The following is a 16,557-nucleotide window of genomic DNA, read 5'->3' on the forward strand; positions in this document are numbered from 1 at the left end:
TGCTCCGGCGCTGCCCCGCTCCGGCGGGGCAGGATCGGGGCACGTCAGCCCTCGTCAGGGGTCCCCTGCCCCGCGCCCGCGATCGTCGCCGCGTCGATCCCCAGCTCCTGGGACAGGAACCGCCACATCCACGCGAGCGCGACCGCGTTGGTGAGGGTCGGGACGCCCTGCGCGATCTGCGTCGCGACACCGTCGCTGTAGGCCGCGAGTCGCAGCGCCACGACCTCCGGGCCGTCGTCGGTGTGGAACACGCCGTCGGCGAGCCCGCGCTCGACCACACGGACGAGGCACGCCTCCCACACGCGGATCCGTTCGGCGTACTCCGCTGCGACCTCCGGCCGTCGGGCGACGGCGGTCCAGTAGTCCGACCAGATGCGCCAGTGCTGCCGGACCTGCTCGGTGTCGCCGAACAGTGGTCCGACGAGCATGCGGAGTCCGACCACGGGGTCCGGCTCGGCGTCCACCGCGGCGACGATCGCACCGTAGAAGCGCTCCGTCTCGAGCACGACGACCTCGTTCAGGATCTCCGCGACGCTGCCGAAGTGGTAGGTCACCGTGCCGACCGACACGTCCGCCGCCGCCGCGATGTCGCGGAGGCCCGTCGCGCCGACGCCGCGCTGCACGATGACCGCGCGCGCCGCGTCGACGATCATCGCCCGGCGCACCTCCGGACGCTGCCGGACGCGGGAGGCCCCGGTCACGCCGACGTCCTCGGGACCTCGTCGGTGAAGGTGTGCTCGGCGACGAGCACCTCGGGCGCTCCGGTCGCGCCGTCGCGGGCCCAGGCGCGGACGGTGTTCACCAGGTGGAAGGCGTCGGCCGTCGCGGTCACGTCCGACGTCGTCTCGACCCGTGCCGCCCAATCCGGCTGGTCGAGCCCGATCGCCCAGCGCGAGGTGGCACGAGCGCTCGTCGGGTCGTCCTGTCGGATCCGGTACGTCTCGCGCGCGTCCTCGGTGAAGACGAGCCCGTCCGGGTAGACGCGGCCGCCGCCGTACCCCGGGTCGACGTCGAGGGTCCACTCGCCGGTCTCCACGTCGTGCGTGACGGTCCGCTGCGGCAGCGGGTCGACGGGCGAGGTCAGCTCGATCGCGAGGGGGGTCGACCGGACCGGCTCCTCGAACCGCACACCGTCGTCCGTCGCCCTCGTCCACGTGGGCAGGGTGACCGACGACGTCGCCGGGTCGAGCGTCACGGTCGCCGCGGCACCGTGCGGCCAGACCCATGGCCAGTACGACGAGGACACCGCGAGCCGCACCCGGTGGCCCGCGGCGAAGCGGTGTCCGGTCGAGACGAGCCGGACGTCCAGCTCGGTCGGCACGCCGGGCTCGAGCGGGTCGGCACGGTCGGCTCCGGCCCGCTTCGCGGCGTTGCACACGCCGCGGGTCACGAGTGTGGAGGACCCGTCCGGCGCGACGTCGCACAGCCGGACCGTGAGCGTCGCCCGCGGGAGGTCGCTCGTCACGGTGAGGCGCACCGTGACGTTGCCGAGGACGTCGAACGCCTCGTCGACGGGCAGGTCGAAGCACACCGAGCGGCCGTCCTCGGCGCGCTGGTCCGGCGGCAGGTCGGTGGCGTTGCCGAACGGGAAGAACCGACCGGCGTCGACCCCGGTGTGCTGCGGCGACCGCACGACCACCGGGCCGTCCCCACCACCGCGCAGCAGGTCGAGGGGGACCGTGCGGTCGGCGGAGGCGGTCGACGGCCAGGCCTCGGCGGCGACCCACCGGCCCCGGCGCTCGGCGTAGTGGGTGGCGGGGGCCTCGCCCTCGTTGATCCAGGCGCGGAGGGCCGGGTCGTCCTCGACCCCGGTGTCGACGTCCTTCAACCACCGGTCCCACCACCGGAGCGTCTCCTGCAGGAACCCGATGGACGGCCCCGGCGCGAGACCGCGGTCCGGGTACTGGTGCGACCACGGCCCGACGATGCCCTTCACCGGTGCGTCGACGTGCTCCACCAGGCGGAGCACGGCGTCCCGGTAGGGGTCCGCCCACCCGCCGACCGCGAGCACCGCTGCCCGGATCGCCGAGTGGTCCTCACCCGCGCTGCCGTGCCGCCAGTAGTCGTCGCGCTCCTGGTGCGACAGCCACACGGGGGTCATCGGCCGGTTCCGGTCCAGCCGTGCCCGCCACCGGTCGACCCAGTCCGGCCCGACGACCTCGGGACGCGGCGGTCGCGAGTTGAAGGCGAACATGGTGGCGCCCCAGGCCGTCATGTCGATGCCGAGGACCGCACCGCCGACGTAGTGCACGTCGTTGTCGTACCGGTCGTCGGTCGAGCACACCGTGACGATCGCCCGCAGGGCCGCCGGGGCCCGTGCGGCGAGCTGCAGCGCGTTGAAGCCACCCCACGAGATGCCGAACATCCCGACCGCACCCGAGGACCACGGCTGCGCGGCGAGCCACGCGATGACCGCCTCGCCGTCACGGAGCTCCTGCTCGCTGTACTCGTCGTCGAAGAAGCCGTCCGACGACCCCGTGCCGCGGATGTCGACCCGGACCGACGCGTACCCGTGCTGCGCGTACCAGGGGTGCCGTTCGGAGTCGCGGGGGGCGGTCCAGTCGTCGAGCCGGTACGGCAGGTACTCCAGGAGCACCGGCAGCGGTCCGTCGGGGTCGGCGGGAGCCCAGGTGCGCGCGTGCAGCCGGACGCCGTCGGGCATCGGGATCCACTCGTCCCGGACCGTGACGCCCTCGGGCAGCCGCGGGTCGGGACCGATCGCGGTCAGGTGCGGGGTGCTCATGCGTCCTCCCAGTTCCTCGTGCGGTGTCCGTCGCCGTGGTCCGTCCAGCCCGGGGCGTCCCGCCAGCGCTGCACGCCGTCGCCGACGTCGGGGAGCTCGGTCTGCCCCGGTTCGAGCGTCGCCCGCAGCAGGGTGCGCGTGTACGGGTGGTTCGTCCCGGTGAAGACGCGCTCGGTCGGGCCGACCTCGACGATGCGCCCGCCGGTCATCACCGCCACCCGGTCGGCGACGCCCCGCACGACGGCGAGGTCGTGGCTGATGAACAGGCAGCTCAGCCCGCGCTCGCGGCGGAGGTCGTCGAGCAGCGCGAGGATGCCGGCCTGGACCTGCACGTCCAGCGCCGTGGTGATCTCGTCGGCGATCACCAGCCGGGGCTCGGCTGCCAGAGCGCGGGCGATGCCCACGCGCTGCCGTTGTCCGCCGGACAGCTGCGCCGGCAGCCGGTCGGCGTACTCCGGGCCGAGTCCGACCTGCGTGAGGAGTTCGCCGACGCGCGCCCGCGAGGAGCTCCCGGTGAACAGCCGGAGCGGCCGACCGACGGCAGCACCGACGGTGCGACGGGGGTTGAGCGAGGTGTCGGCGTTCTGGAACACGAGCTGCACGGCACGTCGGAGCTCCTGCGACCGCGCCGCGACCGGTTCGCGGAGGTCACCGCGCACCGTGCCGTCGTCGTAGGTGAACGAGCCCGACTCGGCGGGCACGAGGCCGGCGAGGGTCGTCGCGAGCGTGGACTTCCCGCTGCCCGACTCCCCCACGACCGCGAGGGTCTCGCGCGGCGCGATGGCGAACGAGACACCGTCGACGGCGGCCGGCAGGCCGCGTCGGTACCGGACCACCAGGTCCTGGGCGTCGACGACGCGGCGCTCGACCGCCGGCTCGACCGGCGACCCGGGAGGCGCGCTGCCGGTCGCGGTGTCGGCGACCGTCCCGGGGACGCGCGCGTCGCGCCGGGGGCGGTCCGCGCCTCCCGGCCGTCGCTGCTCCGGCCGTCGCTGCTCCGGCCGTCGGCCGTCCGGTACCGCGGCGAGCAACGCGCGGGTGTACTCGTGCTGCGGCGCGGCGAAGAGCGCCGCCGTCGCGGCGTGCTCGACGACCTCACCGGCGCGCATGACGGCGATCTCGTCCGCCATCGCGGACACCACCCCGAGGTCGTGGCTCACGAGCAGCACGGCCATGCCGAGCTCGCGGCCCAGGTCGGCGACGAGGTCGAGGACGGCCGCCTGCGTGACCACGTCCAGCGCGGTCGTCGGTTCGTCGAGCACCAGGACGCGCGGGCGCGCGGCGACCGCCATGGCGATGGCGACGCGCTGCTGCTGCCCACCGGAGAGCTGGTGCGGGAAGCGCCGGACGATGGTGTCGGGGTCGGGGAGCCGGACGAGCCGCAGGAGCTCCACGACGCGGTCGGGCCCGTCGGGCTCGCCGTGTGCGCGCAGGGCCTCGCGGACCTGTTCCCCGACGCGCATCGACGGGGTGAGCGCCTGCCCGGCGTTCTGCGCCACCACCGAGGCCGTCCCGCCCCGCAGCGCCCGACGCCCCGCGGCCGAGAGGGCGAAGACGTCCTGACCGTCGACGAGGACGCGGCCGTCGGTGATGCGCGACCCGGCGCGCAGGTGTGCGAGCAGGGTGCGGGCCACGGTGGACTTGCCGCTGCCCGACTCACCGACGAGGCCGAGCGTGCGACCAGCGGCGACGCTGAAGGACACGCCGCGCACGACGGGCACCGTGCGACGCCCGGCGGCGTAGGACACGGCGAGGTCCTCGACGCGCACGAGCGGCCGCTGCTCGGGCTCCCCCGACTGCGGGCGGTGGACGGTCTGCTGGTCGGTCATGCGCCCGCTCCCTGCTGTGCGCGGTCGACGCCGAGCGACTTGGCCAGCCCGTCGGCGGCGAGGTTGAGGCCGACGACGAGCGTCGCCAGCGCCACGATCGGCGCGAGGGTGCCGAGCGGCACCACGGTCAGCGCCGTCCGGTTCTCCTGCACCATGAGCCCCCAGTCGGGCGTCGGTGGGTTCGCCCCGAAGCCGAGGAAGGACAGCGACGCGACGAGCAGGACGATCCAGGACGCCCGCATGGCGAACTCGACGAGGACGACGTCGAGCACGTTCGGCAGGATCTCGCGGAACACGATCGACACGGCGCGCTCGCCGCGGGCGCGGGCCGCGGTGACGTAGTCCTGCGTGATCACCGTCCGCGCGGCACCACGGACCACGCGGGTGACGGCGGGTGCGTAGACGACGGTCACCGCGAGCACGATGACCCAGAGTCCGGCGTCGAAGACGGTCACGACGACGAGGAGTGCGAGGATCGAGGGCACGCTGAGCAGCGCGTCGACCACGCGCATGACGACCTCGTCGAACCAGTTGTCCGCGTACGCCGTGACGCAGCCGAGGACGCTACCGACGGCGACGGCGATGGTGGTGGCGAGGAAGGTCACGAGCAGCGCGTACCGGCCGCCGTTGAGCGTGCGCGACAGCAGGTCGCGTCCGTACTGGTCCGTGCCGAGCCAGTGGGCCCAGCTCGGGCCGGCGAGCACGTCCGCGGCGTCCGTCGCGACGGGGTCGTGTCCGGCGATGACGGGCGCGAGCACCGCCAGCACGAGGTGCACGGCGATGAACGCGAGGCCGACGCCGAGTGCCGTCGAGCTGCGGAACGGCGCGACGGCCGCGCCGAGGACGCTGCGGGAGCCTGGGGCGACGGCGGTCATGCGTGGGCCTTCCGTGTGCTGCGGACCGGGCGGGTCCGGGTGCGGCGTTGCCGCGTACGGAGCTTCGGGTCGAGTGCGAGGGCGACGAGGTCGGCCGCGAGGTTGCAGACGACGTAGACGAGGGCGCTCAGGAGCGCGATCGCCTCGATGGTCGGCAGGTCGCGGTTCGAGACCGACTCGAGCATGAGCTTGCCCATGCCCGGGTAGTTGAAGACGTTCTCCACGACCACCACCCCGCCGAGCAGCCAGGCGACGTTGAGCGCGATGACGTTGAGCGTCGGCAGCAGCGCACTCGGCAGTGCGTGCTTCCACACCACCCTGCGCATCGTCAGGCCCTTGAGCTCGGCGGTGGTCACGAACTCGGACGCCATCACGTCGATGGTCGACGAGCGCGCGGTGCGGAGGATGTACGCCGCCATCGCGAGCGTCAGCACGACGATCGGCAGCCAGACGGTCGGCAGGAGTTCCGCGACGGTGGCGTCGCTCCCGCGGAGCACGACGGCCGGGAACACCGGCAGGCCGATCGCGAACAGCAGCACCAGGACGGTCGCGACCATGAACTCGGGGACGCTCATCACGAGGAGGCTGACGGTCGAGACGACCCGGTCGGTCGCACGACCGCGGCGGACACCCGCGAGCACGCCGAGCGCGAGCGACAGCGTCACGCCGACCAGCATCGCCGGGAGGGCGATGAGCATGCTGTTCCGGAACGCCGTGAGGAGCGTCGGCGCCACCGGCTCGCCGCTGACGAGCGACGTGCCGAAGTCGCCGTGTGCGGCGCCGGCGAGCCACTGCAGGTACCGGAGCCAGACGTTCTCGTCGAGCCCGAGGGTCGCCCGGAGCTGCTGGACCGCCTCGGGCGTGGCGTTCTGCCCGAGCAGCTGCTGCGCGACGTCGCCGGGCAGCGCCTGCACCGCGAGGAACACGAACAGTGATGCGAGGACCACCGTCAGCACGGCGATGCCGAGTCGACGGAGGGCGGGGACGAGGACGTTCATCGGCGCAGTCCGATCCGGAGCCAGTCGAACTCGAAGCCGTACTCCGAGTAGTTGACGACGTCGCGGGACAGCCCGACCAGGCGGTCCCCGAACATCGGGGTCATGTCGGCGCCGTCCTCGACGACGAGCCGCTGGGCGTCCTGGTAGAGCGTCCGGCGCTTCGCGTCGTCCATCTCGGCGCGGGCGTCGTCGAGGAGCGTGTCGAAGGTCGGGTTCGACCAGGCGCTCTCGTTGTAGGAGGATCCGGTGCGGAAGATCTGGTTGAGCAGCTGGTCGATCGGTCGCCCGGTGAACCAGTAGCTCACCATGAGCGGCTTCTGCATCCAGATCTGGGTGTAGTAGGAGTCGGCGCTCGCGTTCCGGATCGTCAGCCGGATGCCCGCGTCGGCGACCGCGTCGCGGTAGGCCACCGCCAACGGGGTGAAGACCGACTCGTAGGACGACGTGTAGATGGACGTGCGGAGCCCCTCGGCACCGGCGGCCCGGAGCAGTGCGCGCGCCTTGTCCGGGTCGTGTTCGCGGTGCTCGTCGACGAAGGCGGCGAGCTGCGGCGGCACCGGGTTGTCCCAGCCGGGCGCCCCCGTGCCCTGCAGGGCCGTGTCGACGATCGTGCGCGGGTCGTACGCGAGCTTCATCGCCTGTCGAACCCTCGGGTCGGCGAACTCGTCGCTCGTCGCGAGCATCGGGATCGTGTACCACTGCGCGTTCGTGGAGCGGGCGATCGTCGCGCGGTCGGAGGCCGCGACGACCCGGGCGGTGGCGAAGTCGAGGTTCGTCTGCGAGATGAGGTCGACCTGGCCCGCGAGCAGGGCGTTGACGCGCGCGGTGGTGTCCTGGACGGAGAAGAAGTCGATGCCGTCGAGCGTCGGGCGACCCGCGAAGTGGTCCTCGAACGCCTCGACGCTCCCGGCACCGGCGGGCGTGAAGGACGAGAGGCGGAAGGGACCGGTGCCGATGCCCGTCCGGCCGATGTCCGCGACGGCGCCCGCCGGCACGATGTAGCACTGGTAGGCGGTGAGCAGCGACGGGAACTCGGCGTTCGGCTTCGTGAGCGCGAACCGGAGCGTGTACGGGTCGACCGCGGTCATCGACGAGGCGTCCATGACCTCACCGAGGACCCCGGCCTGCGGCGACGCGGTCGCCTCGTCGAGGATGTGCCGGATGCTCGCGATCGCGTCGTCCGCGGTGAACCGTGCGCCGTCGTGGAAGCGCACGCCACGCCGGAGACGGAACGTCCACTCGGTGCCGTCGGCGTTCGCGGACCACTCCTCGGCCAGGTCGGGCACGGTCGTCCCCTGCTCGTCGAGCCTGACCAGCCGGTTGTACAGGGCGCCGAGGTACTCGTAGGCGGACAGCGAGCTGGCCGAGTCGAGCGTCTCCGCGGCGGAGGCAGCGGGGCGTGCCACCCGGAGCCGTCCCCCCGCTCGGGTGGCGCCGGTCGCGGCGGCCTCGGGCAACGCCGCGGTGCCGGCTGCCGCGCCGGAGCTGCACCCGGTGAGCGTGAGCAGGCCGAGCCCGGCCAGCCCGGCGGCACCGGTCAGCAGTGTGCGCCGGCTGGGACCGCGGACGTCGCGGTCGTCGTGGACGATGGGTTGCATTCGGGGTGACCCCTCCTGGTAATCGTTCCGGTGAACGATAGAGGGAGCCGGCTCGGAGCGCGAGCCCCGCTCCTCGGCCCGACGGCCGCCCGGCGCCCCCTCGATGCCCGTGGGCGCACCGATCCGAGGGCATCGGTACGCTGGTGACGACGCGCTCCAGTGTTTACCGATCCGTTACACGGCGGGTCCGCGGGAGCGCCGGACCGAGCGGGAAGGCGGGAAGCCGCCGCACCGAGACGAGGAGCTTCCATGGCGACGTTCACCCGGGGCTTCGGCGGCCGCCGCGACGACCGCGACGACCCGCGCATCCCGCCCGGACAGACCCTCGTGCGCGACTGGCCGGTGCTCTCCGCCGGGGCCACCCCCGACATCGAGCCGGCCGACTGGAGCTTCTCCATCCGCACCGAGACGGGGCTCCGCACCTGGACCTGGGACGAGGTGCACGCCCTCGGCGTCGAGGACGTCACCGTCGACATCCACTGCGTCACCCACTGGACGAAGCTCGACATGCCCTGGCGTGGCGTCTCCCTCGACCGCCTGTTCGCGGACGTCGAGACCTCGCTCGACTTCTGCACGGTGCACAGCTTCGGGGGCTACACGACCAACGTGCCACGCGCCGAGCTGCTCGGTGGACGGTCGTGGATCGCCTTCGAGGCCGACGGCGCGCCCCTCATCCCCGAGCACGGTGGCCCGGCCCGCCTGCTCGTGCCCCACCTGTACTTCTGGAAGAGCGCGAAGTGGGTGCGCGGCATCGTCATGCAGGCCGAGGACGAGCCGGGCTTCTGGGAGAACGCCGGCTACAACATGCACGGCGACCCCTGGAAGGAGGAGCGGTACTGGTGAGCGGTCCCTCCCCCGTCGACGGCCTGGAGGCGCGGACCGCCCCGAGCGCGTCGGCCCCCGCCCGCAGACGGCCGGCCTGGCACGCCGCCACCGTCGCCTCCGTCGCACCGGAGACCCCGGTCGCGCGCCGCATCGTCCTCGACGTCCCGACCTGGCCGGGCAACGACCCGGGGCAGCACCTCGACCTGCGCCTCACCGCCGAGGACGGCTACCAGGCGTCGCGCTCCTACTCGATCGCCTCGTCCGGTGCGGGCACCCGGGTGACGCTCGCGGTCGACCGGGTCGAGGGCGGCGAGGTCTCCCCGTTCCTGGTCGACGCGATCGAGGTCGGCGACGCCCTCGACGTGCACGGGCCCCTCGGCGGGTGGTTCGTGTGGCGACCCGGCGCGTCGACGAGGCCCGTGCAGCTGATCGCCGGCGGGTCGGGCATCGTCCCGCTGCTCCCGATGGTCACCGCACACGCCGAGGCTGCCGACCGGACGCCGTTCCGGTTGCTGTACGCCACCCGCACGCCGGAGGACGTGTTCTTCCGCGAGGAGCTCGCGGACGCCCTGCGCGCGGCCGCGCCGCTCGAGGTCACGCACGTGTACAGCCGACGCGCTCCGGAGGGGTCCGACGAACCCGTGGGGCGTCTCACACGGGACCGACTCGACCGGGCCGTCCTGCCGCCCGGGTCCGGAGCGCTCGTGTACGTCTGCGGATCGACCCCGTTCGTCGAGCAGGTGCTGCGGTGGCTCGGCGAGCTCGGCCACGACCTGTCCGACGTGCGAGCAGAGCGCTTCGGCGGCGCGTGACAGTCCTGGTCGTCCCGGTTCTCCGAGGAGACCGGGCCTGAGACGACGAAGGCCCTGGTCGGTGACCAGGGCCTTCGTGTTCCGAGCGGATGACGAGATTCGAACTCGCGACCCTCACCTTGGCAAGGTGATGCGCTACCACTGCGCCACATCCGCGTACACCCACACTCTACCCCGAACCGTTCCCGCGACCGAGATCCACGGCGCAGCCGGGCGCGTCGCACGCACCGTCGATCGCCGTCGGGTGCGGGATTGCGGGAAACCGCAAGCCTCTGGGCGCCGACCGATCCGAGCCGCCGTCGGCTCCGGATGCTTCCTCGGTGCCCCGAGTCCGTCCGGGCAGGGCGCCGGGGGCCACCCACCCCTCGTCCGGCCGATCGCGGCGACCCGAACCCTGCGAGCGGCCGGACGGTCCCGGACTCCCAGGCCGACCGGGTTCACTCGGGGCATGAGCTACGTGCACGACAACCCCGGTGGCACCGAGGCACACGGTGTGGACCTGATCGACGGCGACTCGCCGGCCGTCCGCATCCTCGTGCACGGCAACCTGCCGACGACCATCGAGCACGAGGGTCGCACCTGGCTCGCCACGGGCGACGCGCACGACGACGGCGACCCGTCCGCTCCCCCGATCGCGATCTACCGTCCGGTCTGACGAGCACCGTCCGCGCCCGTCGTCGGGCTGGCGTGTCCTGTCAGGCGGGCGTCTTCCGTCAGCCCGGCGCTGTCGCAGCTGCCTGGCTCAGCAGGGCGACCACCGTCAGGTACAGCCCGGAGGAGAGGACCGCCCCGGGCAGCAGGGCCACGACGGCGACCGGGATCGCCCACAGCTGGTGCGCCCCGGGGTTCCCGTCAGGTGGCGTGCTCGCCATGGCGGCGAACGAGGACGCGGAGACGAGCACCGCGAACGCCGCCGTCATGCAGACGATCGGCCACGACCGGTAGCCGCCGGAGAACATCGGGACGAGGAGCGGCAGGAAGAACATCGCCGGAGCAGCGGTGAAGCCGATGCGGGAGACGATCCGGTAGGTCCGTCGGTCCCGGTCGGTGCCTGGATCGCGACGCTGGTCGCCCTTCATCTGTTCCCCCTCCGTTGGCGGTACCAACACGGTGCGCGCCGCGCTCCGCGTGTCCGTACACCGGGACAGCACATCGCCCGGCTGAACGCGCCGTCCGACGTTCCGCAGCCCGCGTCGCGACGCCGGTCACCGGGCAGCCGGGAACTCCTCGTCGCGGAGATGCGAAGCGTCACCTACCGCGCAGGTGGACACGCCCGAGATGCTGTACCGGGCCGGGCGCGCGTCGTAACCGATCGAAGTGACCGGGCCGCCCTTGCCGCGGATACCGAGTACGGGGTCGTCGCCATCGGTCCGAGTATCGAAGAATTCGATACCCTCGTCCTTCCAAACGTCCTTCACAGCATCGATGTCCGCCTGTTGGCCTTCCGCCGCGGCCGTTCGTTCCATGATGAAGACGTACCGCACGCGCTCCGGCGCATCGCCACACGGCTCCACGGCGGGGCCCCGGTAGACCTGCCAACTGCCGCCGACCGCGGCGGTCGAGCGCTCGACCACGTCGACGACGGTCTTCTTGGCAACCGATGGGTTTGCACTACCGCCGTCAGAACTTGTGCTGCGAGCGCAGCTGGTCAGTGTCGTCGACAAGACTGCGACCACGGCGATTGCGGTGCTCCTTCGGGCCAGACGCCCCGTGCGCGTCGTCGTCACGTCGTGCGGCCGCGTCAGCCCGCGCCGCGGAGATCGTCGACATCCCCGTCGAAGCACACCGACTCGCCGGTCACGCTGTAGCGCTGAGGGAAGGCGTTGAACCCGATCGAGGTCACCGGGCCCCCGCTACCTCGAACGCCGAGGAGGGGATCCGCCGATCCGCTCTCGAAGCGCTCGACGGCAATACCCTGATCCTTCCAGGCCTGCTCGACCCGTTCGACATCAGCGGCCGGGTCGACTCCGTCCAGCGCCTTCCGCTCGACGATGTAGCTCCAACGAGCTCCAGACCCAGCGCCGGGACGGTCGCAGCTCTCTGCCGCTGGACCGCTGTACACGTTCCAGTCGCCGCCGATCGACTTCGTCGTGTGCTCGACCACATCGACGATCGACTTCTTTGCCTCGGACGGTTTCATGCTCTCTCCTCCGGGGTCAGCGCTGCATGCTGACAGGATCGACGTGGTCGCCAGCAGCACGACGACGACGTTGCGCAGTCTGCCGCTGACGCGGGCCGGTTCGTGTGGTTTCAAAGGGTCCACTGCGGGTTCTCCAGAAGGGACTGCTGGAACTGTGTCGGGCCGAGGTCCTTGCGCTTCGTCAAGTCCTCCGGATGTCCGGTGGTCGCGAAGGCGATGTTCTGCAGGGATTCGGTGTTCTGGTCGAGATAACCGCGCTTCGACTCCGTGAGCGTTCCGTGGTCTTCCACCGGGTTGAGGCCCTCGGTGCCGTCAGCTCCGAACACGGTGGCGTCGAAGTCCGGATCCGTGGGGTCTTGGCCGTGCTCGGCGCTCAAGCGACCGGTCCAGGCCCACTGGTCCCCCTTCTCCGGGTCGATCAGCCAGACATCGCGTGCCTGAGCGGCGTATACATGGCCGGCGTTCAGGTCGTCCGCGTTGTCGACCGAGTTCGGCAGCCCGGCTGAACCGATGGACGTGAAGGTGTCCACGTGGATGCCCTCCTGAGTCAGGCCGTACGCTGAAGCGGTCGTGCCGTAGGAATGCGCGACCACGTTCGTCGTCGGCATGTCTCCGGCGCGGACCGCGTCGAGACCCTTGATCGAAGCGGCGAGGTTGTCACCGCCCGGTTTGGCGTAGTCGCTCCCGAGCACGCCGAAGTCGAGCTTGCCGCTGATCACGGGCTGCGGGGGCGTCTCGTACCCGATCCACCCGATGACGGCCCGGTCTGCAGGTCCGAGCCCTTCCTGCGCGTCGTAGAGGTGTTGCGCACCCTCGGTCCACCCCACCATGTCCTTCGCGGTGGTGCCCATTCCGGGAACGGCCCACGTGACGTTCTGCGCCGTGTCGAGGTCCCCGATCGAGACAGCAGCCAGCGGTGGGCGGTCGTCGGTCAGCGCCATCACGAATCGCCGCCCCTTCGTCTCGTCACTCGGTCGACTCGCGGTCTCGATCGCGCGCAGGGCCTCGAGGTTCTCCGACGCCCGACCCCAAGCCGTCCCGTTGTCGTACGCGATCGTCGACTGCAGCGCCTCCACCTCCTGCTCAGCCTCGGTGATCCGGGCGTCGAGCACGGTGCGGTTCGCCGTGTCGCGAGCCCAGTAGGCGACACCCTCGAGGTTACCGAGGCGAGCGAGTACCGGCAGGGGCAGCGCTCGGACGTCCTGCCTGCGGGAGGACGACCATCCGAGCTGTGCCCAGAGTGCCGCGACCTCGCTCGCGGTCAGGTCTGGATCGAGCATCTGCTGCAGCGCCGGAGGCAGGTCGGCCGGTGCTGCGATGTCGAGTGTCGCGTTCGAGAGCTCGCCGGAACCACCGGCCCGGTCGAAGGCGTCGGCGATCCGCTCGAGCCACGCTGCATCCTCGCGGTTCTCGTCGAGCAGCCGGTCCGCACCCGCCAAGAACGACGCGCTCGCGATGCGCACCCAGCCACAGCTCCCGGTGAAGCCGTGCCACGCGGTCCGCAGCGTCGTGAGCTTCTCCTCCGCGGCGCGATCTGCGGCGCGGCTGTCGCTCGCGAAGGACCGGAGCGAACCGGGGACAGCTGAGCTCGTCCCCTCTGCCGTCCCGCCACCGGTGCGGGTCCGACCCCGCGCCGAGAATGCCACAGTGATGGTCGGCGCAGCGATCGGCGTCTCCGACGGCTTGAAGTCGAAGACACCGAGCGACGGACTCCCGCGCAATCCGAGCGGATCGGCCGCGACCTGGCGGTCCCGCTCGTCCTGCCGGAGCTGCCACGCCGCGAGCTGCTCACGGCGTTGCCGTTCCTGCTCCGCTGCAGCGGTGGCCTCGGTCACCTGTTCGACGAGGTCGTCGAGCGCGGACGTGAGCTTCGGCCGGTCGTCGGCTTCGATCTGCACCGACTCCTCGAAGCGCTTCGCGTACGCGCCGCGGAAGTCGTCCAGGGCTGATTCGGCGGCGCTCCGACGCGCTGCCCCCTGCCCGCGCAGGCGATCGGCGGCCGCGCTGGCTGCCCTGACGACGGCATTCGCCGCCGCTTCGTCGTACTGGATGTCCCCCATGCGCTCCCCCTTGCGGGTCCACTGTACGCAGATCGGCCCGGGACGTGCGGGCCCACCCGCACGTGTGCGCACCTCGATGTGCCTTTTGTACGGGCTCTCGTCGCGACGCAGACTCCTCGGACGCACCTTCGCAGGCCCACCCGTCAGGAACCCGCCGCGAGCCGCCCGCGGCCGCAACAGAACAGGAGCAGCCCATGCCCACCATCGCCATCATCGGAGCCGGCCCCGGCCTCGGTCTCGCCATCGCCCGGACGTTCGGCCACGAGGGCTTCTCCGTCGCGCTGGTCTCCCGCACCCAGGAGAAGCTCGACCGGCTCGCCGCGCAGCTCGGTGAGGAAGGCATCACCGCTGCCGGGTTCGCCGCTGACGTCACGGACCGGCCGAGCCTGACCGCAGCGCTCGGGGCTGCGACCGAGCACTTCGGGTCCGTCGACGTGCTGGAGTACTCCCCGGCCGACACCACCGGTGGTGCCCTCGCCCCCGCAGACGTGCGGTCGACCACCCCGGACAACGTGCAGCCGCAGATCGAGTACTCCCTCTACGGCGGGATGTCCGCGGTCGAGGCGGTCCTGCCCGCGATGCGTGCAGCCGGCGCCGGCACGATCATCGTCACCACCGGCGCGGGCTCGGTCCGACCGGCGCCGATGTTCGGCAACGTCACCGTCGGCGGTGCGGCGCTGCGCAACTGGGCGCTCAACCTCGGTGCCGCCCTCGACGCCGACGACACCGGTGTCCACGTCGCGCACGTCGCGATCGGGGTGTGGGTGACCGACAGCAAGCCCGCGGACCACCACGTGCCGAGCCTGTCCCCGTCCGAGATCGCTCCGCGCTACTGGGACCTCCACACCGGACGCTCCACCCACGAGATCGTCATCGAGGGGTAGGCGCATGCGGTCATCCGGCCGGGTGCGTGTCCGCGTCGACGGACCGTGCCCGGCCGACTCCGATCCGCTCGTGCAGCGCCCGGTTCGCGGCGACGGCGGCGTGGTTCTCTGCAGCCCACTGCGCCAGCTGCATCACCGCGACCTGCAACGACCGACCCAGGTCGGTCACGCCGTAGTCCACCCGGGGCGGCATCTCCGCGGGGGCCTGCCGGACCACGAGTCCGTCGCGCTCGAGTGCCTTGAGTGTCACGGTCAGCATCCGCTGCGAGATGCCGGGGATGCTCGCCAGCAGGTCCGAGTAGCGCAGGGTCCGGTCGCCGAGCGTGGTCATCACGAGCACGGTCCACTTGTCACCGGTGCGGTCCAGGACCTCTCGGATGAAGCTGCTGTCCTCCGGCCACGCCACGCACGGACCGGCGAGCACCCGTTCCACGGTCACGGCATCCTCCTCGTCACCGACACCGTACAAGGTGGTCCGGGCACCTTCGTGCGAGCGGAGGACGACGACGAGGCCGCCGTCCTCGCGGTCCCAGGAGGTGCCGATGACGCTGCGCTCGGTTCGACGGCGGTGCGGAAGCGCTTCGAACAGGACCTCGCCGCGCTCCGGGCCGCCGACGAGTTCGTGCTCGTGCTCCCTGCGGGCGCTGCCGCGCACGTCGAAGCAGGCATCGCCTCCGGACTCGGCAAGCGGTGCTGGGCCGTCGGCCCCGTCGACCGGCTCAGGGCACTGCACATCGTCCAGTAGTCGTTCCCGACCGGCCGACGACGGCCACCACCTCGGCGACGGCCACGGGCGATGGAGGGGTGTCGTCGCGGATCCCGTGTTCCGACCGCAGGAACGAGAAAACCCCCGCCGGAGCGGGGGTTCTCGGATGGTGGGCGATACTGGGATCGAACCAGTGACCTCTTCCGTGTCAGGGAAGCGCGCTACCGCTGCGCCAATCGCCCAGAGATCTGCTGACCAGGGTCGTGCAGGATCTTGGAGGGTGTTGCTGGAGGTGGGGACGGGATTCGAACCCGCGTGGACGGCTTTGCAGGCCGCTGCCTAGCCTCTCGGCCACCCCACCATCGAGGTTCACGTCTCCGTGAGTACCCGAACGGTGGGATACCCTCTGGTGAGTCGTGGTCGTCCGGAGACTCCCACACTCGAGCGGATGACGAGATTCGAACTCGCGACCCTCACCTTGGCAAGGTGATGCGCTACCACTGCGCCACATCCGCATTTCGGCGACCCGAGGGCCGCTCCTGTCTCTCCGCTGTCGCGGCGACGAGAAGAACTCTATACGAACCGGACGCCTTCCGCCAAAATCCTCCTCGTTCACCGGGCGTGTCCCCCGCGTTCATGCGGATCGCGGGGCTTTTCGAGTGCCCGTTCTTTCCCATGACGGCCGCAGTGCACTGTGGAAACGGGCGTACCTGGTCGTCGCGGAGCACCAGGTACGCCCGTTCCCATCAGGTACGCCCGTTCTCACCCGGCGCCAGCACGCATCAGCACGAGCGCGAGCAGGAGCACCACGCACGAGCACGACGCACCAGGCACCACGCACGAGCACGACGCACAAGGCACCAGGCACGACGCACGGGCACCGAGGGCACCCGCGCCACACCCGGGTGACGCGCCGTGTTCGGTGCAGGCCCGAACGTCCGCTACTATCGACTGGCACGCAAGTGCAGGGGGCGATTGGCGCAGTTGGTAGCGCGCTTCGTTCACACCGAAGAGGTCATCAGTTCGAGTCTGGTATCGCCCACGTGCCCATTCAGGGCCTGAAGAACACCCGAGCAGAGCCCGGCGC

General features: G+C 71.7%; 16 protein-coding genes and 5 tRNA genes. 6 read left to right on the top strand and 15 right to left on the bottom strand.

Translation table 11 applies throughout. From position 1 onward, the window contains the following. Nucleotides 1-44: 44 nt before the first annotated feature. The 6 genes from JOD95_RS02055 to JOD95_RS02080 are packed head-to-tail and all read right to left on the bottom strand — an operon-like array spanning nucleotide 45 to nucleotide 8,043. Entirely contained in the window at nucleotides 45-701 is a 657-nt protein-coding gene (locus tag JOD95_RS02055; RefSeq protein WP_251160230.1) for a TetR/AcrR family transcriptional regulator, read from the bottom strand. After that, the gene (locus JOD95_RS02060) at nucleotides 698-2,743 is read right to left on the bottom strand and encodes a CocE/NonD family hydrolase (RefSeq protein ID WP_209682651.1); all 2,046 of its coding nucleotides are present in this window, start codon (nucleotides 2,741-2,743) and stop codon (nucleotides 698-700) included. The genes JOD95_RS02055 and JOD95_RS02060 overlap by 4 nt, the downstream gene beginning before the upstream one ends. Beyond that, nucleotides 2,740-4,572, bottom strand: a complete 1,833-nt coding sequence (locus JOD95_RS02065; RefSeq protein WP_209682654.1) for an ABC transporter ATP-binding protein — start codon at nucleotides 4,570-4,572, stop codon at nucleotides 2,740-2,742. The genes JOD95_RS02060 and JOD95_RS02065 overlap by 4 nt, the downstream gene beginning before the upstream one ends. After that, complete coding sequence (locus JOD95_RS02070; RefSeq protein ID WP_209682656.1) at nucleotides 4,569-5,447, bottom strand: ABC transporter permease; 879 nt, start codon at nucleotides 5,445-5,447, stop codon at nucleotides 4,569-4,571. Before JOD95_RS02070 ends, JOD95_RS02065 begins: the two co-directional genes overlap by 4 nt. Then, a complete protein-coding gene (locus JOD95_RS02075) occupies nucleotides 5,444-6,445 on the bottom strand; it encodes an ABC transporter permease (RefSeq protein WP_209682659.1) in 1,002 nt (333 codons plus the stop codon). The genes JOD95_RS02070 and JOD95_RS02075 overlap by 4 nt, the downstream gene beginning before the upstream one ends. After that, nucleotides 6,442-8,043 (bottom strand): ABC transporter substrate-binding protein, encoded by a 1,602-nt coding sequence (locus JOD95_RS02080; protein WP_209682662.1) that lies wholly within the window; start codon nucleotides 8,041-8,043, stop codon nucleotides 6,442-6,444. The genes JOD95_RS02075 and JOD95_RS02080 overlap by 4 nt, the downstream gene beginning before the upstream one ends. Nucleotides 8,044-8,292: 249 nt before the next feature. Here JOD95_RS02080 and JOD95_RS02085 point away from each other — a divergent pair, with 249 nt between their 5' ends. Both JOD95_RS02085 and JOD95_RS02090 read left to right on the top strand, forming a co-directional pair. Continuing rightward, the gene (locus tag JOD95_RS02085) at nucleotides 8,293-8,886 is read left to right on the top strand and encodes a molybdopterin-dependent oxidoreductase (RefSeq protein ID WP_209682664.1); all 594 of its coding nucleotides are present in this window, start codon (nucleotides 8,293-8,295) and stop codon (nucleotides 8,884-8,886) included. Continuing rightward, on the top strand, nucleotides 8,883-9,680 hold the full coding sequence (locus JOD95_RS02090; RefSeq protein WP_307810344.1) for an FAD-binding oxidoreductase: 798 nt from the start codon (nucleotides 8,883-8,885) through the stop codon (nucleotides 9,678-9,680). Before JOD95_RS02085 ends, JOD95_RS02090 begins: the two co-directional genes overlap by 4 nt. Nucleotides 9,681-9,764: 84 nt before the next feature. Here JOD95_RS02090 and JOD95_RS02095 read toward each other — a convergent pair. Next, nucleotides 9,765-9,836: transfer RNA gene (locus tag JOD95_RS02095), tRNA-Gly, on the bottom strand. A 292-nt stretch (nucleotides 9,837-10,128) separates the two neighbouring features. On the opposite strand from JOD95_RS02095, the gene JOD95_RS02100 reads away from it, so the two are divergent. Then, entirely contained in the window at nucleotides 10,129-10,335 is a 207-nt protein-coding gene (locus JOD95_RS02100) for a hypothetical protein (protein ID WP_066654223.1), read from the top strand. Nucleotides 10,336-10,393: 58 nt separating this feature from the next. On the opposite strand, the gene JOD95_RS02105 is transcribed toward JOD95_RS02100, so the two are convergent. The 4 genes from JOD95_RS02105 to JOD95_RS02120 all read right to left on the bottom strand — a co-directional run bounded on the left by JOD95_RS02105 (nucleotide 10,394) and on the right by JOD95_RS02120 (nucleotide 13,880). Next, a complete protein-coding gene (locus tag JOD95_RS02105) occupies nucleotides 10,394-10,759 on the bottom strand; it encodes a hypothetical protein (protein ID WP_209682666.1) in 366 nt (121 codons plus the stop codon). 126 nt (nucleotides 10,760-10,885) lie between these two features. Then, nucleotides 10,886-11,254, bottom strand: a complete 369-nt coding sequence (locus tag JOD95_RS02110; protein WP_209682669.1) for a hypothetical protein — start codon at nucleotides 11,252-11,254, stop codon at nucleotides 10,886-10,888. 167 nt (nucleotides 11,255-11,421) lie between these two features. After that, nucleotides 11,422-11,943, bottom strand: a complete 522-nt coding sequence (locus tag JOD95_RS02115; protein WP_209682672.1) for a hypothetical protein — start codon at nucleotides 11,941-11,943, stop codon at nucleotides 11,422-11,424. Beyond that, entirely contained in the window at nucleotides 11,931-13,880 is a 1,950-nt protein-coding gene (locus JOD95_RS02120; protein ID WP_209682675.1) for an alpha/beta hydrolase, read from the bottom strand. Before JOD95_RS02120 ends, JOD95_RS02115 begins: the two co-directional genes overlap by 13 nt. 194 nt (nucleotides 13,881-14,074) lie before the next feature. Between JOD95_RS02120 and JOD95_RS02125 the strand changes: the two genes are divergently transcribed. Further along, on the top strand, nucleotides 14,075-14,764 hold the full coding sequence (locus tag JOD95_RS02125) for an SDR family oxidoreductase (RefSeq protein ID WP_209682678.1): 690 nt from the start codon (nucleotides 14,075-14,077) through the stop codon (nucleotides 14,762-14,764). A 10-nt stretch (nucleotides 14,765-14,774) separates the two neighbouring features. Here the strand turns inward: JOD95_RS02125 and JOD95_RS02130 are convergent, their stop codons facing one another. Continuing rightward, a complete protein-coding gene (locus JOD95_RS02130) occupies nucleotides 14,775-15,203 on the bottom strand; it encodes a helix-turn-helix domain-containing protein (RefSeq protein ID WP_209682681.1) in 429 nt (142 codons plus the stop codon). Nucleotides 15,204-15,251: 48 nt separating this feature from the next. Here JOD95_RS02130 and JOD95_RS02135 point away from each other — a divergent pair, with 48 nt between their 5' ends. Then, nucleotides 15,252-15,509 (top strand): hypothetical protein, encoded by a 258-nt coding sequence (locus tag JOD95_RS02135; RefSeq protein WP_209682684.1) that lies wholly within the window; start codon nucleotides 15,252-15,254, stop codon nucleotides 15,507-15,509. A 128-nt stretch (nucleotides 15,510-15,637) separates the two neighbouring features. On the opposite strand, the gene JOD95_RS02140 is transcribed toward JOD95_RS02135, so the two are convergent. The 3 genes from JOD95_RS02140 to JOD95_RS02150 form a co-directional block, all read right to left on the bottom strand. Beyond that, nucleotides 15,638-15,712 (bottom strand) — tRNA-Val (locus tag JOD95_RS02140). A 45-nt stretch (nucleotides 15,713-15,757) separates the two neighbouring features. Further along, nucleotides 15,758-15,831: transfer RNA gene (locus JOD95_RS02145), tRNA-Cys, on the bottom strand. A gap of 82 nt (nucleotides 15,832-15,913) precedes the next feature. After that, nucleotides 15,914-15,985, bottom strand: a tRNA-Gly gene (locus tag JOD95_RS02150). A 454-nt stretch (nucleotides 15,986-16,439) separates the two neighbouring features. Here JOD95_RS02150 and JOD95_RS02155 point away from each other — a divergent pair. Beyond that, a tRNA-Val gene (locus tag JOD95_RS02155) sits at nucleotides 16,440-16,512 on the top strand. The last annotated feature ends 45 nt before the right edge of the window (nucleotides 16,513-16,557 follow it).

It is taken from the genome of Curtobacterium sp. 1310, assembly GCF_017834105.1.
Taxonomy (GTDB): Bacteria; Actinomycetota; Actinomycetes; order Actinomycetales; family Microbacteriaceae; genus Curtobacterium.